The sequence below is a fragment of the Thiocystis violacea genome, from assembly GCF_016583565.1.
GTDB classification, from domain to species: domain Bacteria; phylum Pseudomonadota; class Gammaproteobacteria; order Chromatiales; family Chromatiaceae; genus Thiorhodococcus; species Thiorhodococcus violaceus_A.
This window is the reverse complement of sequence record NZ_NRRF01000007.1, coordinates 49,796-75,448: the sequence shown is the minus strand read 5'-3', so window position 1 is coordinate 75,448 and position 25,653 is coordinate 49,796. Positions and strand designations below refer to the sequence as shown.

The 25,653-nt window shown below is 66.6% G+C and carries 16 protein-coding genes; 9 read left to right on the top strand and 7 right to left on the bottom strand.

Annotated features, from left to right (window positions below; translation table 11 throughout):
* Positions 1–17: 17 nt before the first annotated feature.
* Positions 18–608, bottom strand: a complete 591-nt coding sequence (locus CKO23_RS04775; protein ID WP_200328621.1) for a Maf family protein — start codon at positions 606–608, stop codon at positions 18–20.
* A 44-nt stretch (positions 609–652) separates the two neighbouring features.
* Entirely contained in the window at positions 653–1,126 is a 474-nt protein-coding gene (gene rlmH, locus CKO23_RS04770; RefSeq protein ID WP_200328620.1) for a 23S rRNA (pseudouridine(1915)-N(3))-methyltransferase RlmH, read from the bottom strand.
* Positions 1,127–1,399: 273 nt separating this feature from the next.
* Here rlmH and tatA point away from each other — a divergent pair, with 273 nt between their 5' ends.
* The 6 genes from tatA (at position 1,400) to CKO23_RS04740 (ending at position 8,590) form a co-directional block, all read left to right on the top strand.
* A complete protein-coding gene (tatA, locus tag CKO23_RS04765) occupies positions 1,400–1,663 on the top strand; it encodes a twin-arginine translocase TatA/TatE family subunit (RefSeq protein WP_200328619.1) in 264 nt (87 codons plus the stop codon).
* Between the two features lie 17 nt (positions 1,664–1,680).
* Complete coding sequence (gene tatB / locus CKO23_RS04760) at positions 1,681–2,010, top strand: Sec-independent protein translocase protein TatB (RefSeq protein ID WP_200328618.1); 330 nt, start codon at positions 1,681–1,683, stop codon at positions 2,008–2,010.
* Positions 2,011–2,191: 181 nt separating this feature from the next.
* Positions 2,192–3,604, top strand: coding sequence for a citrate transporter (locus CKO23_RS04755; protein ID WP_207168432.1), 1,413 nt, complete (start codon positions 2,192–2,194; stop codon positions 3,602–3,604).
* A 58-nt stretch (positions 3,605–3,662) separates the two neighbouring features.
* On the top strand, positions 3,663–4,088 hold the full coding sequence (locus CKO23_RS04750; RefSeq protein ID WP_200328616.1) for a universal stress protein: 426 nt from the start codon (positions 3,663–3,665) through the stop codon (positions 4,086–4,088).
* Positions 4,089–4,244: 156 nt separating this feature from the next.
* Positions 4,245–5,426: an efflux RND transporter periplasmic adaptor subunit gene (locus tag CKO23_RS04745; protein WP_200328615.1), complete on the top strand. Its 1,182-nt coding sequence runs from the start codon at positions 4,245–4,247 to the stop codon at positions 5,424–5,426.
* Positions 5,423–8,590, top strand: a complete 3,168-nt coding sequence (locus tag CKO23_RS04740) for an efflux RND transporter permease subunit (RefSeq protein ID WP_200328614.1) — start codon at positions 5,423–5,425, stop codon at positions 8,588–8,590. Before CKO23_RS04745 ends, CKO23_RS04740 begins: the two co-directional genes overlap by 4 nt.
* Before the next feature lie 225 nt (positions 8,591–8,815).
* Here the strand turns inward: CKO23_RS04740 and CKO23_RS04735 are convergent, their stop codons facing one another.
* The 5 genes from CKO23_RS04735 to CKO23_RS04715 form a co-directional block, all read right to left on the bottom strand.
* Positions 8,816–13,963, bottom strand: a complete 5,148-nt coding sequence (locus tag CKO23_RS04735; RefSeq protein ID WP_200328613.1) for a PAS domain S-box protein — start codon at positions 13,961–13,963, stop codon at positions 8,816–8,818.
* Positions 13,964–13,994: 31 nt separating this feature from the next.
* On the bottom strand, positions 13,995–14,993 hold the full coding sequence (locus CKO23_RS04730; protein ID WP_200328612.1) for an ABC transporter substrate-binding protein: 999 nt from the start codon (positions 14,991–14,993) through the stop codon (positions 13,995–13,997).
* A 389-nt stretch (positions 14,994–15,382) separates the two neighbouring features.
* Positions 15,383–18,142, bottom strand: a complete 2,760-nt coding sequence (locus tag CKO23_RS04725; RefSeq protein ID WP_200328611.1) for an EAL domain-containing protein — start codon at positions 18,140–18,142, stop codon at positions 15,383–15,385.
* Positions 18,143–18,159: 17 nt separating this feature from the next.
* A complete protein-coding gene (locus CKO23_RS04720; protein WP_200328610.1) occupies positions 18,160–19,053 on the bottom strand; it encodes a transporter substrate-binding domain-containing protein in 894 nt (297 codons plus the stop codon).
* Positions 19,054–19,518: 465 nt separating this feature from the next.
* Positions 19,519–20,403, bottom strand: a complete 885-nt coding sequence (locus CKO23_RS04715; RefSeq protein ID WP_200328609.1) for an HDOD domain-containing protein — start codon at positions 20,401–20,403, stop codon at positions 19,519–19,521.
* Positions 20,404–20,705: 302 nt separating this feature from the next.
* Here CKO23_RS04715 and CKO23_RS04710 point away from each other — a divergent pair, with 302 nt between their 5' ends.
* The 3 genes from CKO23_RS04710 to CKO23_RS04700 are packed head-to-tail and all read left to right on the top strand — an operon-like array spanning position 20,706 to position 25,627.
* On the top strand, positions 20,706–22,256 hold the full coding sequence (locus tag CKO23_RS04710) for a nickel-dependent hydrogenase large subunit (protein ID WP_200328608.1): 1,551 nt from the start codon (positions 20,706–20,708) through the stop codon (positions 22,254–22,256).
* A gap of 18 nt (positions 22,257–22,274) precedes the next feature.
* On the top strand, positions 22,275–23,201 hold the full coding sequence (locus tag CKO23_RS04705; protein WP_200328607.1) for a hypothetical protein: 927 nt from the start codon (positions 22,275–22,277) through the stop codon (positions 23,199–23,201).
* A 2-nt stretch (positions 23,202–23,203) separates the two neighbouring features.
* On the top strand, positions 23,204–25,627 hold the full coding sequence (locus CKO23_RS04700; protein WP_200328606.1) for a methyl-accepting chemotaxis protein: 2,424 nt from the start codon (positions 23,204–23,206) through the stop codon (positions 25,625–25,627).
* Positions 25,628–25,653 lie beyond the last annotated feature (26 nt).

The following is a 25,653-nucleotide window of genomic DNA, read 5'->3' as shown; positions in this document are numbered from 1 at the left end:
GCGCCGCGCCAACCGCATCACGTCAGGCGCAGACCGGCACGCGCGAGGAGACGCCCGGTCTCGAACAACGGCAGCCCCATCACGCCCGAGTAGCTGCCCCGCAGATCGGCGACGAAGAGCGCACCGAGCCCCTGAATGGCATAGCCGCCGGCCTTATCGCGAGGCTCGCCCGTCTGCCAATAGCGCCGCATCTCGTCCTCGTCGATGCACCTGAAGGTCACGCGACTATCGCTGAGATCGGTCCAGGCGCGACCCTCAGAGAGCACGGCGACCGCCGTCAAGACGCGGTGCGTGCAACCAGAGAGTGCCCGCATCATCTCGCGAGCATCCGCCTCGTCACGCGGCTTGCCGAGGATGCGCTCCCCCAATACGACCGCCGTGTCCGCCGCCAGCACGGGCGCTTGCCCCGCGGCGCCGAGCTGATCGCTGACGACCCGCGCCTTGTCCAGGGCGACACGCCTGACGTAAGCCTCGGGGGACTCCCCGGCGCGGGGAGTCTCGTCGGTGTCGGCCGCCCTGACACTGAAGCGCACGCCAATCTGAGCCAAGAGCTCGCCACGGCGCGGCGAACGGGAGGCAAGATAGAGATCATGGTCGGCGTCGCGCATTCGTCTCGTCCCAGGCGCCTTGACTGTCGTCGACCGATGCCCCCTCAGCCGCCCCTGTGATAGGGATGACCCTGAGTCAGGCTCCAGGCGCGATAGAGCTGCTCGGCGATGATGACCCGCACCAGCGGGTGCGGAAAGGTGAGTGCTGACAGCGCCCAACGCCGCTCGCCGCGCGCGAGGCAGTCGGGCGCGAGCCCATCGGCGCCGCCGACGAGCAAGGCGCGGTCGCGTCCATCGGCGAGCCAAGCTCGCAGCTGCGCCGCCAACGCCTCGGTACTCCAGGATTGTCCGCGCTCGTCCAGGGCGATGACGGCCGCCCCCTTCGGCACGGACTTGAGGATGCGGCGACCCTCCTCCTCGCGCGCCTGGCTGGTCGAGCCCGACTTGGTCCGCCTGACCGGCTCCACTTCAACGAGCGTCAGGCCGCACTCGGGAGGCAGACGCTTGGCATATTCGGCATACCCCGCCTCGACCCAGCCCGGCATCCGCCGTCCCACACTGATGAGGTGAATCCGCAATTGAGATGAGTCCGCAGTCCGCCAGCCGTCGATTCTCGAACGAGCGCTGGATGATCGCCCAACTCGGCCTTCGCGTAAACGCCCGCCCGGTGCGCAGGTCCGGCGCACGCCGGTCAATCGGTGCCGCTTTCGGGCTGAAACGGCTTCGGTTATGATCGCGAACTTGGCAACCGCGATCCCGCTTGGCATCGACCAACCGCAACCACGGTATGGTTGAAATCCCCCAAGCGAGCGATCGGCCCGAAAAACGACGGACAAGAAGCGGAGAAACCCATGGGAGTCGGCGGCATCAGCATCTGGCAGCTTTTGATCATCCTGGTGATCGTCGTGCTGCTGTTCGGCACCAAGCGACTGAAGAATATCGGCTCGGACCTCGGCGAGGCGATCAGGGGCTTCCGAAGCTCCATGTCCAACCCCGACAAGGACGAGGACGAATCCAGCGAGCCGGCCTCCCTGAGCGGCGCCGATGCCAAGCGCACCCATGAGCCCGATCCCGCGCAAGCGACCAAGCACGCATCGAGCAAGGGTTCGGACTAACCGCGGACCACAGCGCCATGTTCGACGTTGGCTTCCAAGAGTTGCTGCTGATCGGGGTCGTCGCGCTGGTCGTGATCGGCCCCGAACGGCTTCCGAAGGTTGCGCGCATCGCCGGCATGTGGCTCGGGCGCGCGCGCAGGACACTCGCAAGCGTCAAGCATGAGATCGACCGCGAACTCAAGGCCGAGGAGCTGAAGAAGATCCTCGACCACCAAGCGCGCGCGAATCCCCTGGAAACCATTCTCGAGGACACTCCGAAGACGGCCAGCACGTCTTCGCCCCGCCCCACCGCGCCCGGACCCTCGCCCGCGCCGTCCAATCCGGACGAGCGCACGCCCGGCCAGTGACCCGCTAACCGCCGGTCGCATCGGCGCGCTGAGCCGCGCCCGACATCCAGAGATTCGCGCATGCCTCGCCCTTGACACCTGTTTGTCTTGGGGCCGCAAGCCCCGTGATGCCTCGACCTCGGGTGGTCGCTCGCCCGTGCCGAGGTCCCTTTGGCCGCCAGTACCTCGTGAGGTCGATCCCTTGAGCGCCCTGTCCCGCCGTACCGACAACGCCTCTCACGCCGGGGTGTCGCCCTGGCAACGCCTGCGTCAACCCGCCCTCTACACCTTGATCGCCATGCTTCTCTGGACGCCGCTCGCGGCGATCGCCGGGCCGGAGCGGAGCGCCATCGTCATCCTGGGCATTCCGTCCGAGTTCATTCTCTTCGCCCTGACGCTCCTGGGTGTCGCCTTTTTTCACAACCACACGCTCGCGGTCGCCCTGACGGGTCTGACAGCCATCACGGCCTACAAGCTCGGCTTCACCGGCTTCGATGAAGGCATGGGCACGAGCGGGTTGATCGCCCACATGGAGCACGAGTGGGTCGTGCTGACCAACCTGCTCGGACTCCTGCTCGGTTTCGCCCTGCTGGCGCGCCACTTCGAGGACAGCGGCGTGCCCCAGGTCCTGCCGCGCTATCTCCCGGACGGCTGGCTCGGCGGCCTGGCACTCCTGCTCGTCATCTTCGTGCTCTCCAGCTTCCTGGACAACATCGCCGCCGCCCTGATCGGCGGCACCATCGCCGCGATCGTCTTCCGCTATCGCGTCCATATCGGCTACCTCGCCGCCATCGTTGCGGCCTCGAACGCGGGCGGCGCGGGCAGCGTCGTGGGGGACACCACCACGACCATGATGTGGATCTCCGGCATCGCGCCACTGGACGTGGTGCACGCCTATGTCGCGGCCGGCGCGACCTTGCTCGTCTTCGGCATTCCGGCGGCGATCCAGCAGCACCGCTTCTCACCCATTCAGCGCGATGCCGCGCCGGATACCCAGATCGACTGGCTCCGCCTGAAGATCGTCGCCGGCATCCTCGCGGCAGCCGTGCTGACCAATGTCGTGGTCAACGCGGCCTTCAAGCCCATTGCCGACAGTTTTCCCTTCCTGGGCGCCGCCGTCTGGGTGGCCATTCTGGTGGGCGCGCGCGCGCGCAAGCCCGAGTGGCGCCTGCTGCCGGAAGCGCTCAAGGGCAGCCTCTTCCTGCTCTCCCTGGTGACCTGTGCCTCCATGATGCCCGTCGAGAGCCTACCGGAGGCATCCTGGTACTCGGCGCTGACCCTGGGCTTCGTGTCCGCCGTCTTCGACAACATTCCCTTGACCGCGCTCGCCATTCAACAGGGCGGCTTCGACTGGGGCGTGCTGGCCTTCGCCGTCGGCTTCGGCGGCTCCATGATCTGGTTCGGCAGCTCGGCCGGCGTCGCGCTTTCCAACATGTATCCGCAGGCGAAGTCCGTCGGCGCCTGGCTGAGGGACGGCTGGCATGTGCCGATCGCCTATGTCGTCGGATTCACCACGCTCATGCTCGTGCTCGGCTGGCATCCTCATGCCGCGGCCCACGACAAGGATCTCGTCCACGCGACGGAGGTGCACGCGGCGCTCGAGCGGGGCCGCTGAGGCCAGGTCTTAACGCAACAGGTCTTACCGCAACACATCAGGGTCAGGAGGTTTTGTCATGATCAAATTTCTCGTGCCCATCGACGGATCCGAGTCCGCGGACCGTGCCGTGCGTCATCTGATTCAACTGGCCCGCGGTCGCGAGCTGGCGGAGATCCACCTCCTCAATGTGCGCAAACCCATCGACGCCTGGGAAGTCCGGCGCTTTCTCACCGAGGAGGAAATCGCCCAAACGCAGGCGGACGAGGGTGCCGCCGACATGGCATCCGCGCGCGCCCTGCTGGACGAGGCCGGACTCACCTACAGCGCACACATCGAGATCGGCGCCATCGCGCCGACGATCGCACGCATCGCGACGGATCTCGCCTGCGATGCCATCATCATGGGCACCCACGGGCGTGGTGAACTGGCGAGCCTGCTGCTGGGCTCGACCGCGACCAAAGTCATCCACATGGTGACAATTCCTGTTACGCTAGTCAGGTAATCCGGCCCGCCCATTCGCTGGCGGACCACTGAACCCAATCCGCCCGACCGACTCAAAGGCAGCGATGGCGCAGGGGAGCGGCAAGCCCGGAGCTTGTGCTATCCCCTTGCACCCCTCACTTCCGGGTCATTGGTCCAGAAAGAAGCTAGCCGTCACATGTCGCGTCGTATCCTGCCGATCCTGATCCTGCTCGCGGGGATCGGGGCGGTCTTCTTCCTCAAGGAGACCCGTCCCGTCCCCATCGCCGTCGTCCCCAAGGAGCGCATCTGGCGCGTCGAGGTGACCGAGGTCACGCCGGCCGAGCATCAGCCTGTCCTCTCGCTCTTCGGCCGTGTCGAGGCGCCCGACAAGGTCCGCGCCGCGGCGCCGGTCGCCGGGCGTCTGCTCGAGATCCATGTCCGCGACGGCGACCGCGTCACCAAGGGCGAGGTGTTGGCCCGGCTGGACCCGCGCGACCTGCAACCGCGGCTCGAAAAGGCCAAGGCCGACCTGGAGCGCGAGCGCCTGCGCCTGGTCCACGACCGCGAGGCGCTGGAGCACGAGCGCGACATCCTCAAGCTCGGCAAGCTCGCCGTCGAGCGCGCGGATACCGTCCAATCCAAGAAGCTCGCCTCCATCTCCAGCGTGGACGAGGCGCGCGAGCAATATGCCCGCGCCCAGCTCGCCGTCACGCTGCGCGAGCAATCCATCGCCGAGCACCCGGCGCGGCTGTCCTCACTCGAAGCAGCCCTCGCGGAGGCCCAGCGCGACGCCGCGCGCGGCGAGATCAAGGCCCCGTTCGACGGGCGCATCGGCGTCGTCGAGGCCGCCGCCGGCGACCAGCTGCAACCCAACCAGACCATCCTCACCCTCTACCCCCTGGACGCACTCTATGTGCGCGCCAAGGTGCCGGGCGCCTACAGCGAAGAGCTGCGCGCGGCCCTGACCGAGGGCGAGACCCTGAATGCCCGGGGGGCGCACGCCGGGCAGCCCGTCTCGGCCGTCCTCGAGCGGCTGGCCGGCGAGGCGGATGCCCGTGGAGTGGATGCCCTGCTGCGTCTGCCCTCCGGCACCAACATCCCGCTCGGGGCCTTCGTGAGTCTCCAACTGCAGCGGCCCGCCGCGGCGCAAACCATCGCGCTCCCCTTCGCGGCGCTGCACGGCGGCGATCGCGTCTTCGTCGTCGAGGACGGCCGCCTGAAGGGCGTGGACGTCCAGCGCGTCGGCGAGCTGGAATCGACCGCCACCGGTCAGGATCTCGTCCTGGTCCGCGCCGCCGGCATCCATGCGGGCGAGCAGATCATGGTCACCCATCTGCCCCATGCGGTGGAAACCCTCAAGGTGGAGACCCTCCAGTGAGCGAGGGCCTGATCGCCGTCTTCGCCCGCCACCGCCTGCTCGCCAATCTCCTGATGGGCCTGATGTTCATCCTGGGCGGCATCGCCCTGACACGGATGAACATCCAGTTCTTCCCGACCTTCGCGCTCGACATCGTCAGCGTCCAGGTCGTCTGGAGCGGCGCCTCGGCCGAGGACGTCGAGAACGGCATCGTCGTCCCCCTGGAGGAGCGTCTCAAGACGGTCGACGGGCTCAAGAAGCTCACCTCGACCGCCGCCCAAGGCATCGCCAGCCTGTCGCTGGAGCTGCAGGACGGCACGGATCCCCTGCTCGCGCTCGATCAGGTGCGCCAGCGGGTGGACGAATTCCGCAACCTGCCCCAGGAGGCCGAGACACCTCAGGTCAGCCGGATCTCGCGCTATGAATCCGTCGCGCGTCTGCTGGTCTCGGGGCCAAGCCTTGCCGAGCTGCGGCCCTGGGTACGCCAGTTCGAGCGCGAACTGCTCGCGCGCGGCATCGACCGGGTCGATATCAGCGGGCTGCCCGAGGAGCGGATCGCCATCCAGGTGCCGGGGCGTGTGCTGGAAACCCTGGGACTCTCGCTCGACGGCATCGGCGAGCAAGTCGGTCGCCTGGCGCAAGACGTCCCCTCCGGCATCGCCGGCGAGGCGGACGGCGCGCGCGAGTTGCGCGGACTCGAGCAGCGCCGCGACCCCATGGCCTTCGAGGACCTTGCCATCGTCAGCGACGACCGCGGCCTGGTCCGCCTGGGTGATGTCGCGACCATCGTGCGCGAGGCGAGACCGGCGAGCCTGACGCTCTCCGCGGTGGCGCTGGACGCCCAAGCCGAGTCGACGGCGGACGCCCCGGCGACGGTCGAGCTGCTGGTCCAGCGCGCCGAACAGGGACATTCGCTGAAGGCCGCCAAGCTCTTCGAACAGTGGCTCGAAGACACCCGCCCCACCCTGCCGCCCGCCATCCAGCTGGAGGTCTTCGACGCCCAGTGGGAGAGCATCAAGGACCGCATCGACCTGCTCACCCGCAACGGCCTGCAGGGCCTGACCCTGGTCCTGCTCCTGCTCTTCCTCTTTCTGCCCGGGCGCGTGGCCTTCTGGGTCGCCATGGGCATCCCGACCGCCTATTTGGCGGCGCTGGCGCTGCTCTGGGCGTTCGGCGGCACCATCAATATGATCAGCCTCTTCGGGCTCCTGCTGACACTGGGCATCATCGACGACGACGCCATCGTCATCGGCGAGCATGCGGAGACGCGCTACCGCCAGGGCCTCTCGCCCACGGACGCGGCCATCGCGGGCGCGCGGCGGATGTTCTGGCCGGTCGTGGCCTCCGCCCTCACCACGGTCGCCGCCTTCCTGCCGCTGATGATCGTCGGCGGCATCATGGGCAACATCCTGGGCGACATCCCCTTCGTCGCCATCATGGTGCTCATGGCCTCGCTGATCGAGGTCTTCCTGGTGATGCCGGCGCACCTGCGCAGCGCCTTCGAGCACCATGCGGTGGCCAGCGTCCCGCGCTGGCGCCAGCGCGTGAACGCGGGCTTCGACCACTTCCGCGACAACCTCTATCGCCCCCTGGTCGTCTGGGCACTGCACTGGCGCGGGGTGACGGTCAGCCTGGTCGTGGTGCTCATGTTGCTGGCGGTCGGACTGCTGATCGGCGGGCGGGTGCAGTTCGTCTTCTTCCCGACGCCAGAGCCCCAGATCGTCTTCGCCAACGCGACCTTCGTCGCCGGCACGCCGCGCGAGCAGAGCGAGACATTCCTGGCCGAGCTGGAGCGCGCCCTGGTCGAGACCGACCGCGAACTCGGCGGCGGCCTGGTCGAGGCCGCCGTCGCCCGGCTGGGCTCGACCGTGGCCGTCGAGATGGGCAGCGGCGCCAAGGGCGACCAGCTCGCCTCCGTCCTGGTGCAGCTGGTGCCATCGGAGGATCGCGAGGTCCGCAACGAGCGGATCCTCGCGACCTGGCGCAAGCACGTCCGCATGCCCGCCGGACTCGAAAGCCTGGTCGTTTCGGCCCGCCGCGCCGGTCCGCCCGGACGCGACCTCACCGTCCGCCTGACCGGCGACGACGCCAACAAGCTCAAGGACGCCGCCCTGGAGCTGGCCCAGAGCCTGGAGAGCGTCCCCGGTGTCTCGGACATGGTCGACGACATGCCCTATGGCCGCGAGCAGCTCATCTACCGGCTCACGCCGGCCGGCCAGGCGCTCGGGCTCACCACGGAGACGCTGGGCAGACAGCTGCGCGCCGCCTTCGACGGCCATCTCGCGCAACTGGTGCAGGTGGGGCAGGACGAGCTGGAGGTGCGCGTCCTCCTGCCGCGCGCGGAGCGCACCCGTCTGAGCGCACTGGAGCAGTTGCTGATCCGTCTTCCGGACGGCCGCTTCGTCCCCCTCAGCACGGTCGCCGCCTGGGAGACCGAGCGCGGTTTCGAGGCCCTGCGCCATTCGGCCGGCCGACTGGCCGTCGAGGTCTCCGCCGATATCGACCGCGCGCTCAGCACACCGAACAACGTGGGAGATGCACTGAAACGCGAGCTGCTGCCGCGGCTCGCGACCGAGTACGGGATCGACTACAGCTTCGAGGGCCGCGCCGCCGACCAGCGCGAGACCCTGAGCGACATGCGACTGGGGCTCATCCTCGGGCTCGGCATGATCTACATGGTGCTCGCGGCGATCTTCGGCAGCTGGGGCTGGCCGCTCGTGGTCATGACCGCCATCCCGCTCGGTCTCGTCGGCGCCGTCGGCGGCCATTGGCTGCTCGGGCTGGACCTCACGCTGCTGTCGCTCTTCGGCCTCTTCGGGCTCGCCGGCATCGTGGTCAACAACGCCATCATCCTGGTCAGCATGTACCACGAGCTGCGCGATACCGGGATGGACATGGACTCGGCCCTGGTCGAGGCGGCCGTCTCGCGCCTGCGCGCCATGCTGCTGACCTCCGCCACCACGGTCGTCGGCCTCGGCCCGCTGATCTTCGAGACCAGCCTTCAGGCCCAGTTCCTGATCCCCATGGCGGTCTCGCTGGCCTTCGGCGTCGGCTTCTCGACCATTCTGGTGCTCATCTTCACACCCGCCCTGCTCTCACTGCACGAGAGCCTGCACGCCAGGATGTCGGCCTTCTGGGCCTGGATGATGGCCGAGAAGGAGACGGCCGAGGCCAAATCGATCTGACCGCGCCCGGTCGCGGCGAGGCGCCGCTCCCACCGATCGAATGACCAAGGCAGGTAGGATGGGCAAAGTCCGCGCTCCAGCCGTAGATGTCGCCTCGGCGCCTGGCGGATGTGCCCATCTTGCTGGGCGCGGAGCTGAGATGATGGGCACGCCCGTCGATCACCAGCGCTCCGAACCGAACGCAACGCGCGGGCTTTGCCCATCCTACGCGTTCGATGCTGTCTATTAGTTCCCGGAAATGAACTCGGACTCGCTCTCGGCTACCGCGGCGCTCGCGCGCAAGTCGCGCAGCATCACCAAGGCCTCGGGGTAGTCGAAGGCATCGACCCTTCGGAACAGCGCTTCGGCGGCTTCACCCAGCGTCTGGCGGAGGATGCGCGCGTGCCGATGCAACACCCTGCCCGCCTCGGTGTCGTCCGCCGCCAGCAGTCCGTCCAGCTGATCGAGCAAGCCGTGTAAAGCGACAGGCTCGCTCTCTTCGGGCAAGCCCTCTGCAAGCTGAGCCGGCATCGAGCGCAGGCTGGCCTCAAGATCGCTCAGTTCTCGGGAGATGGCCCTCTGCAGCTCGCGCAATCGCTCCGCATCGGTGTCCGCGCGGCACAGCGCCACGTCCAGATCATTGGCAGCCTGTCGCAACTCGGTCAGTCCGAGGCTGCCGGCCGCGCCCTTGAGGCGATGGGCGATCCGGCGGACCTGCTCGCTGTCACCGGCGTCGAGCCCCGCACCGATGGCCGCTACGTCCGGGCCATGGCTTTCGGACAGCACACGGAGTAGGCCCATGAACCGGGGTACATTGCCGCCGAAGACGGCGAGCGCCTGGACCAGGTCCGGGGAATCGAAGCGGCCCAGCGCGGCACGCAGACTCAAGACCTCCGGCCTCTCCGCATGAGGGTTGGGATCAGCATGAGGGTTGGGCTCCGGGTGACCCGCCGCGTCAGCTCCCTTGCCCGGCAGCCAGCGGCTCAGTGTGGCGAACAAGGCATCCGGGTCGACCGGCTTGGCCACGAAGTCGTTCATGCCGGCCTCGATGCAGGCCTGACGGTCTTCCTCGAACACGTTCGCTGTCATGGCCAGAATCGGTAGCGTCGCGCGGCCGGGCAGTCGGCGAATGGCCCGGGTCGCCGCGAGGCCGTCCATGACGGGCATCTGCATGTCCATCAGCACCAGGGCATAGTCGCGTTGAGCGACCATGCCAAGGGCGATCTCACCGTCCTCGGCCGCATCGACCTCCAGGCCGGCCCCCCTCAACAGCTCGGTGGCCACCTCGCGATTGATGGCATTGTCCTCCACCAAGAGGATGCGCTCGCCGCTGTAGGCTCGCCGACCTTGGGCGACGCTGTCAGGCGCCGGGACGCGCTCGGGCATCAGGCCATGGCCGCGCCGCAGCCAGACCTCGAACCAGAAGCGGGAGCCCATTCCGGGTTGACTCTCCACCCCGATCCGACCGTCCATCATCTCGGCAAGACGGCGGCTGATGGCGAGACCGAGCCCGCTGCCTCCGAAGTTGCGGCTGATGGAGGTATCAACCTGCTCGAAGGATTGGAACAGGCGGGACTGATCGGCCACTGAGATACCGATCCCCGTATCCTCGACCTCGAAGCGGATCCGCAGCCCGCGCGGCGTGTCGTCCAGCAATCGGGCGCGCAGCGCAACACGGCCCCGCGCCGTGAACTTCACCGCATTGCCGGCGAGATTGAGAAGCGCCTGACGCAACCGCAGCGGGTCGCCGTTCAGCCAATCGGGCACCGCGTCGCGATCCATCTCGATGGTCAGTCCCTTGTCATGGGCCGACGCCGCAATCAGAGAACCCACCTGATCGAACACCGCTGACAGATGAAAGTCCGTTTGATCGAGCACCAGCTTGCCGGCCTCGATCTTGGAGAGATCCAGGATGTCGTTGATGAGCGACAGCAAGTGGGCGGCGGCGTCCGCGATGATGCGCAAACGGCCCTGCTGATCCGCTCGTGCGGTGCCCTGCAGCACATGTGTCATCCCGACGATCGCGTTCATGGGGGTGCGGATCTCGTGGCTCATGTTGGCCAGGAAGGCGCTCTTGGCCGCGTTGGCCGCCTCGGCGACCAGACGGGCCTGTGCCAGCTCGGCGGTGCGCGCCTCGACCAGGTCTTCCAGATGATGACGGTACCGATCCAGCTCTTCGGTGACGCGCTTCGTCTCGGTGACGTCCTGCTTCACCGCCACGTAGTGCGTGATGCGCCCGTCGGTCTGGCGCAGGGGGGTGATGATGGCGAACTCGCTGTACTCGCTGCCGTCCTTGCGCCGGTTGACGAACTCGCCCGTCCAGGTGCGTCCCTGTGTGAGCGCCTCCCAAAGCGCCGGATAAACCGCTTCGGGCGTCTTGGGCGATTGCAGAATGCGCGGGTTTTGCCCCATCACGTCCTCTCGTGAATAGCCTGTATTCTCGATGAAGGCGGTGTTGACGTATTCGATCTCCGCGTCGAGATTGGTGATGACGATGCTCTCGGGCGTCTGCTCCACGGCCTGCGCCAGCTTGACGAGCTGCTCCTCGGTCTGCTTGCGCGCCTGAATGTCCTCGATGACCGAGATGAAATAGTCGGGCGAGCCGTCGCTCTTCAGGGTCAGGGCCACCGTGAGATGGATCCAGACCACACCACCGTCCTTACGGATATAGCGCTTCTCCATGCTGTAGTCGTCGATCTCGCGGGCGAGCATTCGCCGCACCTGCTCCAGATCCGTGTCGAGATCATCGGGATGGGTGATGTCCTGGAAGGTCATGTCCATCAGCGCGTCGCCGGGATAGCCGAGGATCTCGCACAGTTTGCGGTTCACGCGCAGCCAGCGACCGTCCGGCGCCACCTGAGCGATGCCGACCGCCGCCTGCTCGAAAATGGAGAGAAAGCGCGCCTCGCTCTCGCGCAGCGCCCGGAGACCCCGCCGCCGCTGCAGCAGGCGCCAGGTCTCGTTGGCGATGAGCTGAACCGTCTCGACGTCGGTCGCGTCATAGTCGCCCGCCTTGTTGCCCACGCCCGTGAGCATGACGACCCGACCATCCTCCAGCACGGGGATGCTGATGAAGCGCTCCAAGGCGGCATGGCCGTCCGGCAGTCCCAGCTTGTCCGCGTATCCGGCGTAGTCGTTCACCACCACCGGGGCGCGGCGGCGCAGGGCATCGGCCCAGATGCCCGCCTCCTTGACCGGGTAGTGGCTGACGTAAGCCGCTTCGCAATAGTCTTCCAGCGTGCGCCGCGACCAGTTCACCAGCTCGATGGTTTGCTCGTCGTCCGCGACGAAGTGGATGAAGGCGATCCGGCTGCCGGTCAGATCCTCGGCCAACTCCTGGGCGCGCTGCATGAAGACCGGCTCGACGAGCGTCTCGGCCGCCTCGGGCAGATGCAGCAGCGCCTCGTCGCGCCGCGCACGCAGCTCCAGCATGCGCTCCTGCTGTTTGGATGAAGTGACGTCGAGCACGGCCCCGATCAGACCGGCAACCTCGCCGCGTTCATCGATGAACACCGCCTTGTCGAAGAGCACGTCACGCAGCTCGCCCTTGGCATTGGGTACCCGCGAGGCGTAGTGCTGAATACCCCCCCGGGCGAACAGCTCCTGGTCCTTGGCCAGATAGATGCGCGCCAGCTCCGGTGGGCTGATCTCCGCGACGGTCTTACCGATGATGGCCGTGCGCTCAGCCCCAAAGAATGCCTCGAAACCGCGATTGACGCGCAGGTAGCGACCCTTCAAGTCCTTGCAGAAAACCGGGGCAGGGATGGATTCGAAGAGCGTGTCCAAGAATTGCTGATTGGTCCTGAGATCGACCTCCGCGCGCCAGCGCAGCAGGGCGTGTCCCAGGGTCGAGATCAATGTCTCTAAGGGGACCAGCTCATCGCGGTCCCAGCCGCGCCGGCAGCGAACCCTGTCGAAGCCAACGAAGCCCTGGTTGGTCGCATCCTTGAGCAGCGCGACCCCAACCAGGGAACGGACCTCCTGGGCCTGCAGCAGCTCACGCACCTGGCCGCTCTCGTCGGGAAGCGCGGCGACGTCATCGATGATGACGCAGCCGTCCGCAACCAGCCGGTCCCACCACCAACGGGTATCGGCCAGCGCGATGCGCTGAGTGTTGTGCAACTGTCGGCTGATACCGCTCGCACACCATTCATGTGTATTGCTGCAATGGAGCTGGTCCTCGTCGAGCTGAAACAGGTATCCACGATCGGCCCCGATCAGCTGGCTCGCCGTCTCCAGCAGCGCATCGATCGCCGCATCCTGATCCGCTGCCGAGACGCGCATCAGATTGGCGGTCAGCTCGGCGATCGCAGACTGGGTCCGCCTTAGGGCACGCAAGCGCTCCGTGGTCGCCAACAGGGCCTGGCTACGCTGACGCAGGACACGATTGCGATACAACAACAGCAGGCTCAACGACAGGATGGTGGCAAGCCCGAAACCGCCCCCGATGATCGCCAGCGGGTGGTCTTCCCAGAGATCCAGGAAGCTGTAACGGGGTCGCTGGTCGAACGGCGGGAGGCGCAGCGCGCGCACCGCCGTCTCGATGGGAAGATAGTCCGCCGGCGGTGCAAAGCCGGCGATGCGCGCAGACTGTGCGACCGCTCCGTCCGGGTCGAGCCCCAGCAACGCGGCCATGAGCAGTCGGATGGTGCGCTCGTCGACGCCCGGCAGGGCGATCACCGGCCACTCGGGATAGAGCCGGGTGGAGCTGACGAAGGGATAGTCGCCCAGTGCTTGGCGGTTGATGACCTTGACGTCGCTCAGGTCCAGGCGTCCAGCGGCCGCCAGCTCCTCGAGGATCTCGGTGCGAATGAAACCGACGTCCGACGCGCCGCTCAGCACCCGTTCCATCACGGCGTCGTGGCTCTCGACCGCGACCAGCTGAGATGCGTTCGGAAGTGGCAGGCCGGCCTGCTCAAGTTCATAGAGCTGGGCCACATAGCCGCCGGTGTGCATCACGCTCGGAATCGCGATGCGTTTGCCCTTGAGATCCGCGAGCCGATTGATGTCATGACGGCCCGCGCGGGTGAAGATGACGCCGCCCAGGCTGCGGGTGGCGGAGCCGTCGAAGCCGCGCTTGATCAGGGTCGCGATGGCACCGGTGAGGCTGTTCTGACTGCGCAGTTGCAGGTAGTGCCGCGGATTGGTCAGCACCAGATCGACCTGATGACGTTGAACCGCCTCGTTCAGGTCCTCCATGGACAGCGCCTTCAGCGCGACACGGGTGTCCGGCAGCGTTGCGCTCAGATAGTCGACGAGGGGCTGAAAGCGGCGCTGCATGACGGCTTGCGAACGATAGGCGTAGACGCCGAGCGTCAGTACCCGCTCGACCGCCCCAGCCGCCTGCGGCCAGCCGATCAGGAACAGGAGCAGCAGTGAGAGGGGACGACTCATGGTGAAGGCTCGACTCATGTGAAGGCTCGACTCATCGGGCGCTGTCCCGGCGGACGGCAACGAAACGGTCATCGACCAGATCCTGGAGGTCATCCGGCGCGGACACCAGCCCTTGCGCCAGCATCGATCGGTCCAACTCCCCGGCCACCCGATACAGCGCCCCCCCTTCGCGCAGGTCGGTGCGATTGCGGGCCAGGTCCGGCATGGCGATCTCCGACAAGGCACGACTGACCGCGTCGAAGGACTCCCCCTGGTGGGCCGCGATCCGATAGAGGGCATCCTCGCGGTTGCATCGAAGGCGCTCGATCCCGCGAAAGTGTGCGCGGATCAACCCCGGCAATGCGGGATGATCGAGCCGATCACGCCTCACCGCGAGCACGTCGAAGATGGTGTCCGGCATCTGCCGGCTGTCGAACACGCGGTGCGCGCCCAGGCGCTCGAGCCGTGCGCTGGTCGGCGCATAGGTCACCACCGCATCGACCCGCCCCTCATCCCAGGCCGCGACCTGACGCTCCAGCGTCACCTCCAGGATCTCGACGTCGGCCAAGGCCATGCCCGCGCTGGCGAGCGCCCGAGCGAGCACCAGCCGACCCAGGGCGGACGGCGCGACACCGACCCGGCGCCCGCGCAGCGCGGCAATACTCGGGTAGGCGTCGCGCGCCAGCAGCATGTCGGCGCCGGCGGACACATCGAAGACCAGCACCGCGCTGAGCGCGACGCCCTTTGACCGGATCAGCAGCATCTCATCGAGGGTGATTGCCGCGGCATCGAGGGTGCCGGCGGCGAGCGCGGCGGCCGTATCGCTCATCGTCTCGCCGGGATGCAGCTCGATCTGCTCGGGCAGCCAACCGAATTGACTGGCCAGATAGAGCGTTTCGTAGCCGATCCAGGGATGGACGCCGACACGCAACGGCGCGGGCTGCGTGCACGATGACAGCGCGATGCCCAAGAAGACGAGGGCAAGGTCACGAGCAAGACGGGCCAGCACCGGTACCTCCAACCCATGCAGATGGGCGCGCGGGATTCTCAAACGCCTATTCTGGCAGGAAGCCGCTTCAAGCGTCGCTAAAGACCTGACAGCTGCCGATGCACGACATCTGGTTTGAGCCTGGTGACGAAGCCCCAGCTTCGTCGCCCACGAGACGAAGCTCCGCTTCGCGAGCCCGAGGATCAGCACCTGGATCGAGCCGATCAAGGGCCTGAAGCCGCGGACGTCGTGAAGCAAAGCTTCATCGCTGAGGTCACGAAGCTGGAGCTTCGTGACCAGAAAACGAAACGCTAGCGGCCGCGTCGCACCGCGGAGCGCGTGCCACGAGAGGTTTGCTGTTTCACGGTAACCAACGGGGAGACGGACGTTGCCCATCCTAGCTGCCACCGCTCCTGGGGTAGGGTCATGATCCCGACTCAAAGACGCCAATCCTATGCCTGGCTCGCCAGGCCGGGCGCGGATGCCCCCTCGCCCTCCAAATCAGCGGATAGCGCAAACGCCTCGATCGGCACCGGTCTGCCGAAAAGGTAGCCCTGGAAGTGCTCGCAGCCGTGGCTGAGCAGAAAGGCGCGTTGCTCCACCGTCTCCACACCCTCCGCGATCACATTCAGCCCCAGCGACTGGCTCATGGCCAGCACTGCCCGGACGATGGCCGCGTCATTGGGGTCATGCACGACGTCGCGGACGAACGACTGGTCGACCTTGACCTGGTCGAGCGGCAGGCGCTTGAGGTAGGACAGCGAGGAGTAGCCGGTCCCGAAGTCGTCCAGGGAGAAGCCCAGGCCAAGCGCCTTGAGGTTGCGCATGCGATCGATGACCTGATCGACACGGTCGAGTACCACGCTCTCGGTCAGCTCGAGCTTCAGGCGCGTGGCGTCGATGCCGGAGGCGCGGACCCTGTCGCGCACCTGCGCGACGAAGTCGGGTTGGTGGAATTGGCGGGCGCTCACATTGATCGAGAGCACCAGACCCTGGGTGCAGGGATCCGACTGCCAGGCACGCAGCTGCGCGCAGGCCTGCTCCAGCACCCAGAGACCGATGGGAATGATGAGCCCGGTCTCCTCGGCCAGTGGGATGAAACGCGCCGGGGAGATCGGCTCCGCGTCGGGCGGCAGCCAGCGCAGCAGGGCCTCGGCGCCGGTCAGGCGTCCGTACCGATCCACCTGCGGCTGGTAGTAGAGGCGCAGCTCGCCGCGCTGAACGGCGCGCCGCAAGTCGGCTTCCAGGGCCGCACGGGCGTCGATGGCGGCCTGCATGTCCGGGTTGAAGAAGCGAATGGTGTTGCGGCCCGCGTTCTTGGCTTGGTAGAGGGCGACATCCGCCTGCTTGAGGGCGAGGTCGACGGGGATGTCCTGACCACGGAACAGGGCGACGCCCACGCTGGCGGAGCTGTGATGCGCTGGCAGGCCCTGCGCCAGCGCATAGGGCCGGTCGAGGATCGCGTGGACCTTCTCGGCGATCTGCTCGGCCTGCAACGCGGCCGTCGCCTCGTCCGTGCCCAGCTCGGCCGCGACGATGACGTACTCGTCCCCGCCCAAGCGGGAGACCGTGTCCTCGCGCCGGACCTGTTCCGTGAGGCGGCGCGCCACCTCCGCCAGCAGGCGGTCGCCGACGTCATGACCCTGGGTGTCGTTGAGGTCCTTGAAGTGATCCAGATCCAGCATCAGCAGGGCGCCATACTGGCGACTGCGACGGCTGCCCGCCATCGACTGACGCAGCCGGTCGAGCAGCAGGCGGCGGTTCGGCAGCCCGGTCAGCGGATCGAAATAGGCCAGGTTATGGATCTGCTCCTCGGCGCGCTTGCGCTCGGTGATATCCACGCAGAAGCCCATGACGAGGCCGCCCGGCAGGGCGATCGAGCGCAGGTTGGCGACGATATCGGCACCGTCCTTGCGGCGCAGGCCGATCTCCTGCTCGTGCCGACCCTTGGCGAGGACCGCCTCGAACGCGTCGGTATGGCTGCTGACAAGGTCCGGGGGTGACAGGTCCGTGATCCCCAATTCGAGCAGCTCGGCACGGCAATAGCCGACCATGGCGCAGGCGGATGGATTGGCCTCCACGAAGCGGCCCTGATCGTCGGAGACGAAAATGCCCTCGGGCGCGTGCTCGATGTAGGTGCGGTAACGCTCCTCGCTCTCGCGCAGCTGACGCTCCAAGGCACGACGGTGCGCGATCTCCCTGCTCAAGACAACATTGCGGTCATGCAGCTCCGCGCGGTTGCGGTTGGATTCGAGGACATCGGCCTCCAGACGCTGCGTCCGCTGGCGCATGCGGGTGATCCAGAATGCCGCCAAGAGCAGGATCAGCGGCACGCTGCTGGCGAAGATGAGGAATGCCCATGAGGTGATGTGCCCGTAGAGCAGCGCGGCGGGCAGCAGGGTCAAGACAGACAGCGAGGTGTCGGCGATGGGAACCCGCAGGACCAGATCGAAGTCCCTCGCCAGCTGGGTCGCCGTGAAGGTCGGAAGCTCCCTCAGTCGCCTCAGCACCCCTGGCGGAATGTCGGCCAGGCTCGGCACGGAGGCTCCGCCGAGGAGGTCCTGACTGGCGTCGGGCAGCGCCCGCCCGGCCCCGGTGACGAGAAACTGCCGCAACGCCAGATCGACCGAGGACTGGGTCAGATAGCGCGACAGCAGATCGAGCGCGGACACTGTCATCACGAGACCGCCCGGCTGACCGCGATAGTCGACAGGCGCGGCGGCGAGGATCTTGCCGTGCTCGTCGTCGAGGGTCAGGCGAGGCTCGGGATCTTGAGCCTTGATGTGCACGTCGAGTGGGGCGCCGGGATCGGTATCGACGAGCAAGGCACCCGCCTCATCGAAATAGAGGATCCGCTCATAGACTGGCGCGCCAAGCAGGCGCTTCTGCGCCAGCGTGTGACGAAAGCGCTCCTCGATCGCGGAGAGGTTGGCATTGAGGCCATAGCGCATGGACATGCCGAGGGCCTTGTTCACGAGAAAGGTCTCGACTTCGTGGATCTCGGCGAGGCCGAGCACGAAGTGCCGCTGGTCCGCCAGGAAGTCGCCCATGAGCGTTGCCGTCTGCCGCGACTCGGCCAGCAGGCGCGCCTCCGCGGCGGCGCGCAGCTGACGTTGGGACTGATAGGCGTTGGTCAGCAGGAGCACGAGGTACAGGGAAAAGACCGCGGCGACCAGAAAGAGCCAGTGTCGACGCGCTTGTAAGGAAGACACCCTCGACTCCCCTCGCCTCAGTCGTGCCCAGCGAAGAACGTGGGGAAGTACCGCTGCACGCCCGGGTAGTATTTCTTCACCAGCCGGTCGTAGGTTCCGTCGGCCTTGATCTGGCGCAGATAGGCGTCGTAGGCGTCGCGCAGCCGCGGCGCGTCCCGCGGAAAGGCCGCGGCCAACGCCTGCTCCTGCGAGATGGGGCCGATGACCTTGAAGGTGCCGGCCCACTTCTGCATGTCGAGCATGAGGCTAGGCACGCCCAGGAGCGACAGATCCGCGTCCAGGTGGAGCAGGGCCGGCACCATCTCGTTGATGTTGCTGGTCTTGGTGTCGGCGCGCAGCTCGATGCCACGGCCCTTCAGGCCATAGTTCGCCGGGTCGAGACAGGTCTTCTCCATGACCAGCAGACTCCGCCCGCCGATGAGCACCTTGGTCTCCTCGATGTCTTTTGCCAGGTCGTGACTGCCCGCGATGGGCTGGATCGGCGAGTCGGCGCGGGCGATCAGCATCACCTGGGACGGGAAGGTCGGCGCGGAAAAGAGCAGGATCTGCTCGCGCCAGGGCAGGACCGTAAATCCGCTCGCGATCATGTCTCCCTTGATGGGGAAGTCGCCTTCCAGGGTGACGCTGTCGCCCGAGCGCACGAGGTTCTTGCCAAGCAGGTCGCGGATCACGGAATAGAAATCGCTGTAGACCAGCCGGTAATCCACGCCCAGTGACTTGGCGAAGCCTTGCGTCAGCTCGACATCGAAGCCATCCCCCGCGCCGGTCACGAAGTTGGCGTAGCGGATCCCCAGGTGGCGCAGCTCGCCCCTGGCCTGGATCTCGGGCAGATCGGCCGCGGCGGCAATGAGGCTGACAGAGAGCCAGCCGACAAGGGGCATTAGGAACGCAATCAGGCGATACCGAGTCATTGTCTACCTCCTGTTCAATGCTTCAGCGCTGACAGCGTCGTTGTCTCAGATCTGCAGGGGGGGCACCGCGAAACGTCGAGGACGTCTGCGGTCTTCTTCGGAAAAACAGCTCAAAAAGGTCGATTCAGCCCCGACACCCTGCATGTCGCGAAGGGTGAGATGCGCTCCGAACGCAGGTGAGCCTGACCATCGGGCTGAATCCATCCGCGCCAGCCAGGGTTCAGGGGGTGGAAGCAAGGCGGCGAGCCAATGCTAAGGAACTGTCCATCTTCTACGTCCCGATTCGAGCCTGGTGACGTAGCTCCAGCTTCGTCATCCGCGAGAAAGCGGGAAACAATTGATGGACAGTTCCTAACGATCGAGCCAATGCTAACTATAAGGCGATATCGCTACTGTGCACGCCGTCTCAAGGTCCGCGACACGCAACCGACAGGCGGTCGGCCGAATGAGCGCCAGCATCGAGCGCTAATTCCAAGCGCCTGATGTGGCGCGCGCGCAGAGGTCCGACAACTGGTCGTCTCTGAGATCGAGATCCTGCACGGCATCATCAAGATACTCGAGCAGCTCGGGCTGCTCGGGGAGACCACGCGACAGGGCCACCAGGTAGTAGCCCAGCTTCGCCAGCGCAATCAGTTTGTTGACGCGCGGATCCGTCGTCTGCAGGTCGCCGGCGGCATGGTGATGACAGATGGCCAAGGCCAGGTATTCCGGGAGCTTCCAGTTGGCCGCCAGCAGGAAACCGACGGCACCGTGTTCGACCCCCATCGTCGTGCGCTCATACTCCAGCAGGCGGCTCGGCTCCGCATCGCCGAACCGCACCCACTGTGAGATGTAATCGCCGGATTGGCTGGCGAAGACCAGGCTGCCGACATCGTGCATGATGCCGAAGACGTAAGCCTCTTCAGGGCTGATGCATGCCGACACCTGGGCGCTGGCGACGATGGCCTGCACCTGCGTCATGATGTCCTTCCACACGCCATGGACGCGGACGTCCATCCCCTCGACCAAGCGGTTGATCGCCACGCCCGTGACATAGCTGGTCAAGCGCTTGACCCCCATCAGGGCGGCCGCCTGCGAAACGCTGGTGATCCTGGCACCCAGGTTGAAGAGCGGCGAGTTGATCGCCTTGAGGAGATCGCCGGTGATGGCGACGTCCTGCACGATGAGATTCGCCGCCACTTGCAAGTCGGGCTCGGGGCGAGCCATCTCCTGTCGCAGCGCGAGCACCACCTCCGGAATATGCGGGATCTTCGCGTCCCGAATCACGGCCGAGGCAGCGTTGATCGCATCCTTCGACGGATAGAGATGGAGTGAGGCCGATTTCGGTGGGATCGCCTTGGAGGCGCTCATGGCGGTGTTCTCCAGCAGAGGATCGAGTGCGTGTACAGGATTAGTGCGTGCACAGGATGAGTGTGTGCGAATAGAGTAACGACATGCCCGATTCGAGGAGGGTCTTTTTGCAGACTCCGTCGATCGGTTCACAGATCCAGATCGGGAACTGGACATCGGCCAGGATTTCCACGGAATGATCCTCGTCAACCGTAAGCTTCGTCGGTGATTTCCGCGGCCGATCCGTGACGCTCATCACGTCTGCCGACGGCTCGCCTGCCTATAGTCAGGCCCACAAAAAACGATCCTTTTCGTGGACGCTCATGACTGCCAGCATCGTCGTCGATCCCATGACCCGCATCGAGGGTCATCTGCGCTTCGTCACCCGCCTCGAAGATCAAGTCGTCACCGACGCCCACTGCACGGCGGACATGTTCCGCGGTATCGAGAAGGCCCTCATCGGCCATGATGCGCGGGTCGCCCAGCAGGTGACGCAGCGTGTCTGCGGGGTCTGCCCCTACGCCCATGCCGAGGCCGCCTCGCTCGCGCTCGAGGATGCGATGGGGCTCAAGCCCAACGCCAACGGCCAGCGCCTGCGCAACCTCATCGTCGGCAGCTATCACCTGCAGGACTACCTGCTGCACTTCTATACCCTCTGCGCCCTCGACTTCGTCGACATCGCCGCGGTCACTGGCTACAAGGGACAAGACCCGGCGCTGAGCGGGCTGCGCGACTGGGTCGGCAGCGAGCTCGGCAGCGCCAAGGTGTTTCCCGCCACGCCCTTCCTGCCGCGCTACGAGGCGGCCTACAGCCGCGACCAGGACCTCAATCTCAGCGCCATCCGACACTATCTGGAGGCATTGCCGGTCATGGCGACCCTGCACCGGATGGTCGCGCTGTTCGGCGCCAAGGCACCGCACCCGGTGACCATCGAGGCCGGCGGCGTCACGACCATCCCGACGCTGGAGGCCATCGCGCAGTTCCAGAGCTGGCTGAAGCCGGCGGCCGCGTTCATTCGCGGCCCCTTCCGCAACGACGTGCTGGCGGTCGCGCAGGCCTTTCCGCAGTACTTCAAGGAGGGCCAGGGCTACGGCAACCTGCTGTCCTACCCCTTCCTGCCGGATGCCAACGGGGAGCACCACAGTTTCGCGGGCGGCGCGACCATCGCCGGACAGTACGCGGCGCTCGACCTGAGCCGGATCACCGAGGACACCGTCCATGCCTACTACTCGGATCAGCCCGACCGCGGCCAGAAGCCGCTCGCCAGCACCAAGCTGACCCCCATCGACTGGAGCCAGTATCAGGCCGAGCAAGCCAAGCCGGACGGCAAGTACAGCTGGTCGCGGGCGCCGCGCTACGGCGGCGAGGTGATGGAGGTCGGACCCATCGCGCGCGTGCTCAACACCTATCGCGCCGGCACCAACCCGGCGCTGACCGCCTTGGTGGACGGCTTCAACCAACAGCTCGGCATCGGGCTCGCGGACTACAACTCGGTCATGGGCCGCCATCTGGCACGGCTCATCAACGCACTCGTCCTCCTCGACCGCGTCGAGCAGGACATCGCCGCCGTCGTACCCGGCGAGCTGGCCTTCGTCGAACGCCCGGTCCCGCGCAATGCGCGCGGCGTCGGCCTCACCGAGGCCACGCGCGGCGGGCTCGCGCACTGGATCGAGACCGATGACAGCGGCTACATCCGCAACTACGAGATGATCGTGCCCACCACCTGGAACATCTCCCCGCGCGACGCCAGCGGCAAGCCCGGCGCGGTGGAGCAGATGCTGATCGGCACGCGCGTCCAGGATCCCGAGCAGCCGATCGAGCTGACCCGCATCGTCCGCTCGAGCGACCCCTGTATCGCCTGCTCCGTTCACTGAATCACGGGAGAGCTGCACATGAGCCTCAGCCGCCGCGCCTTCATCCAACGCCTCTGGCAGGTCATCGTCGCCGCCGGCGCCTCTCAGTTCTTCAGCTTCGAGGAGCTGCTGGCCGCGCCGACCGCGGCCAATCGGCCCAAGGTCCTCTGGCTGCACGGCACCTCCTGCTCCGGCTGCTCGACGGCCTTTCTGGACATCGAGCAGGTCTCCGTGGTCGAGATCCTGACCCAGGTGGTCGATCTGGTGTTCCACCCCGACATCTCGCTCGCGACGGGCGAGCAGGCACTGCAAGTGCTCGATCGCATGGCGACCCAGGAGGAGGGTTTCATCCTGGTCCTGGAGGGCGGGATTCCGGTGGGGCTACCGCACGCCTGCGTGATGGGCGAGCGGCCCATGACCGAGTGGGTGGAGCGCCTGGCGCCCCGCGCGGGCGTGCTGGTCGCCGCCGGCACCTGTGCCGCGCTGGGCGGTATTCCGCGCATGAGCGGGACACTGGCGGGCTCCATGACGCTGCAGGAATTCATCCAGGATCGGGGCATCGAGAAGCCCCTGGTGGGCTTGCCCAACTGCCCGATGAAGCCGGAGCATCTGCTCTACACGCTTCTGCACCAGATCAAGCTGGGGACACCGCCCGAAGTGGATGAGCTGGGCCGTCCGGTCAAGTTCTTCCAGCACACCGTCCACGAACGCTGCATCTATTACTCGGACTTCCAGGAGCGGCGCTACGCCGAGCACATCGGCGACGACGGCTGTCTGCTCAAGCTCGGCTGCCAGGGGCCGGTGACGCGCAACGACTGCATGCGCTTCGGGCATAACAACAACACCAATACCTGCATCCGCGCCGGTCACCCCTGCGTCGGCTGCGCCGGCGAGCGCTTCCCGCGCCAGATCATGCTGCACGCCTATGGCGACCGCCGCTCCATCATGAACGAATTCGAGGCCTAGGCATGTCCAAGCGCTCACGGAAGAAGGGTGGTCAGGCGCGCGAGTCGATCCTGGCGCGGACCTTGATTTCGATGGGCCTGGGTGTGACGCTGGTCGCGACGATTGCGCTCACGCTGGCCTGGCTCTATCTCAATGCGCAGTCCGAGGCGCGGGTCGAGCAGACCGGAGATCACCTGCTGACCACCTTGGTCAAGAACACCCATGAGTCGATCAACAAGGGCCAGCGACAGAGCTTCCAGCGCGCCATCGACGACTTCGCCCAGCTCGACGGCGTCATGGATGTCGCGCTCTATGCCCGCTTCAGGCAGATGGTCTATCGCTCCGGACTCACCAGCCTGGGGCTGCCCTTCGTGCAGGCCGACGGTCAACTGACCAACAACATCAACGAGCCGCGCTATGGCGACACCAAGGGCCGCTTCCAGCGCGCGGATTGGACCCTGCGCGACGTTATCGACACCCCGACGGCGAAAAAGCACGTCGCCGAGTATCAGGGCAGCGGCCAAGCCTGCGCCGATTGTCACTTCGTCATGGACGAGGGGCTCCAGTTCGCGCCCGATTCACACCGCGCGTCGGATACGGGCGACGGCTATCGGGACTTCTACTACGCCCTGCCGGTCGAGGGGGAGTGCGTCGTCTGTCATACCCACTGGCAGACCGGCGAAGACGGCGGCTATCTGCGGGTGCGTCTGGATACCCAGCCCTTCGCCCAGCAGCGTGACGAAACCCTGCTCAGCATGGCCGCCGCCATCATCGGTGTGCTGATCCCGACCGTGCTGATCCTGATCTGGATCTTCCGTTCGCTGATCCGCCGGCTGGGCGGCGAGCCGGCCGAGGCCGTCGCCATCACCCGCGCGATTGCCGAGGGAGACCTGAACAACGCCATCGCGCTGCGTGCCGGCGACGACACCAGCCTGCTGGCGAACATGAAGCGCATGCAGGATCAACTGCGCGCCCGGATCGAGGCCGATCGCCGCGTCGCGGAGGAGAACCTACGCATCCGTATCGCCCTGGACAACGTCAGCACCGGGGTCATGATCGCGGAGCCCAGCCGCGCCCTCATCTACAGCAACCCGGCGGCACGGCGCATCCTCAAGACCGTCGAGGAGGGGGTGCGCCAGCGCATCCCAGCCTTCAGCGCGGACCGTCCGGAAGGCACGGCCATCGAAGCCTTGCATGCCGACCCGCTGGCGCGGGCGGCCCTGGTGGATCGACTCAGTGCGCCCGAGGAGACCGCGCTCGCCCTCGGCGAGCACCATCTGGTGGTGACCGCAAGCCCCGTGCTCAACGCCCACGGCGAACGCCTCGGTGTGGTCGAAGAGTGGCGCGATCGCACTGGCGAGGTCCGCGTCGAGAAAGAAGTTGGCACGATCGTTCAGGCCGCGGCCGTCGGGGTGCTCGATGCACGTATCGACCTCAGTGACAAACAGGGCTTCATCGCCGCACTGGGCCGCGACATCAATACCCTGCTCGACAACACGGAGCGCGCGCTGAACACCACCTCTGGCGTGCTCAACGCGCTTGCACGAGGCGACCTGACCCAACGCATCGAGGACGACTATCAAGGCACCTTCGGCCAGTTGAAGGAAGACACCAATGCCTCCGTCGAACAACTCCGCACCCTGGTCGGGAAGATTCTCGAAGCGACGGACGCCATCGGCACCGCCGCCGCGGAAATCGCCGCGGGCAATGCGGATCTGTCCGAGCGTACGGAATCACAAGCCAGCAGCCTGGAACAGACGACCAGCTCCATGGAGCAGATCAATACCGCCGTCCAGCAGAACACCGCCAATGCCTGCAGCGCCAGCGACCTGGCGAACATGGCCAACGATCAGGCCGAGGCGGGCAACGCACTGGTCAAGCGCCTGACCGAGACCATGCACGGGATTCAAGCATCCAGCCGGCAGGTCGCCGACATCATCGAGGTGATCGAGGGCATCGCCTTCCAGACCAATATCCTGGCCCTCAACGCGGCCGTGGAGGCCGCGCGCGCCGGCGAGCAGGGGCGCGGCTTCGCCGTGGTCGCCGCGGAGGTCCGGAGTCTGGCCCAGCGCAGCGCCCAGGCCGCCAAGGAGATCAAGGGCTTGATCGACGGCTCGGTAACCCAGGTGGAAGGCGGCGCCAAGGTCGTCGACGACACGGGCAAGACCATGGCGTCCATCGTCGGCTCCTTCCAACAGGTGGTGCAGTTGGTGACCGAGATTGCGAGCGCAAGCCGTGAGCAGGGTGACGGCATCGGGCAAGTGACCCAGGCGATCGCCCAGATGGATGAGATGACCCAGCGCAACGCCGCGCTGGTCGAGCAGGCCGCCGCGGCGGCGGAAAGCCTGGAGGATCAGGCCGAGACCCTCAGCCGGACAGTGGCTGTGTTCGAGCTGAGCCGCGACGTACCGGCACAGCGCGAGACGGCCCTGGTCGCACGCTCGTGAACGTCACCCTCGTGCCCTGGCGCCCT

Excerpts from the sequence above, each read along its gene's own strand:
- CKO23_RS04700 (WP_200328606.1), top strand. The coding sequence starts at position 23,204 with ATGTCCAAGCGCTCACGGAAGAAGGGTGGTCAGGCGCGCGAGTCGATC.
- CKO23_RS04745 (WP_200328615.1), top strand. The coding sequence starts at position 4,245 with ATGTCGCGTCGTATCCTGCCGATCCTGATCCTGCTCGCGGGGATCGGG.
- CKO23_RS04735 (WP_200328613.1), bottom strand. The coding sequence starts at position 13,963 with ATGAGTCGTCCCCTCTCACTGCTGCTCCTGTTCCTGATCGGCTGGCCG.
- tatA (WP_200328619.1), top strand. The coding sequence starts at position 1,400 with ATGGGAGTCGGCGGCATCAGCATCTGGCAGCTTTTGATCATCCTGGTG.
- CKO23_RS04720 (WP_200328610.1), bottom strand. The coding sequence starts at position 19,053 with ATGACTCGGTATCGCCTGATTGCGTTCCTAATGCCCCTTGTCGGCTGG.
- CKO23_RS04715 (WP_200328609.1), bottom strand. The coding sequence starts at position 20,403 with ATGAGCGCCTCCAAGGCGATCCCACCGAAATCGGCCTCACTCCATCTC.
- tatB (WP_200328618.1), top strand. The coding sequence starts at position 1,681 with ATGTTCGACGTTGGCTTCCAAGAGTTGCTGCTGATCGGGGTCGTCGCG.
- CKO23_RS04705 (WP_200328607.1), top strand. The coding sequence starts at position 22,275 with ATGAGCCTCAGCCGCCGCGCCTTCATCCAACGCCTCTGGCAGGTCATC.
- CKO23_RS04710 (WP_200328608.1), top strand. The coding sequence starts at position 20,706 with ATGACTGCCAGCATCGTCGTCGATCCCATGACCCGCATCGAGGGTCAT.
- CKO23_RS04750 (WP_200328616.1), top strand. The coding sequence starts at position 3,663 with ATGATCAAATTTCTCGTGCCCATCGACGGATCCGAGTCCGCGGACCGT.
- CKO23_RS04775 (WP_200328621.1), bottom strand. The coding sequence starts at position 608 with ATGCGCGACGCCGACCATGATCTCTATCTTGCCTCCCGTTCGCCGCGC.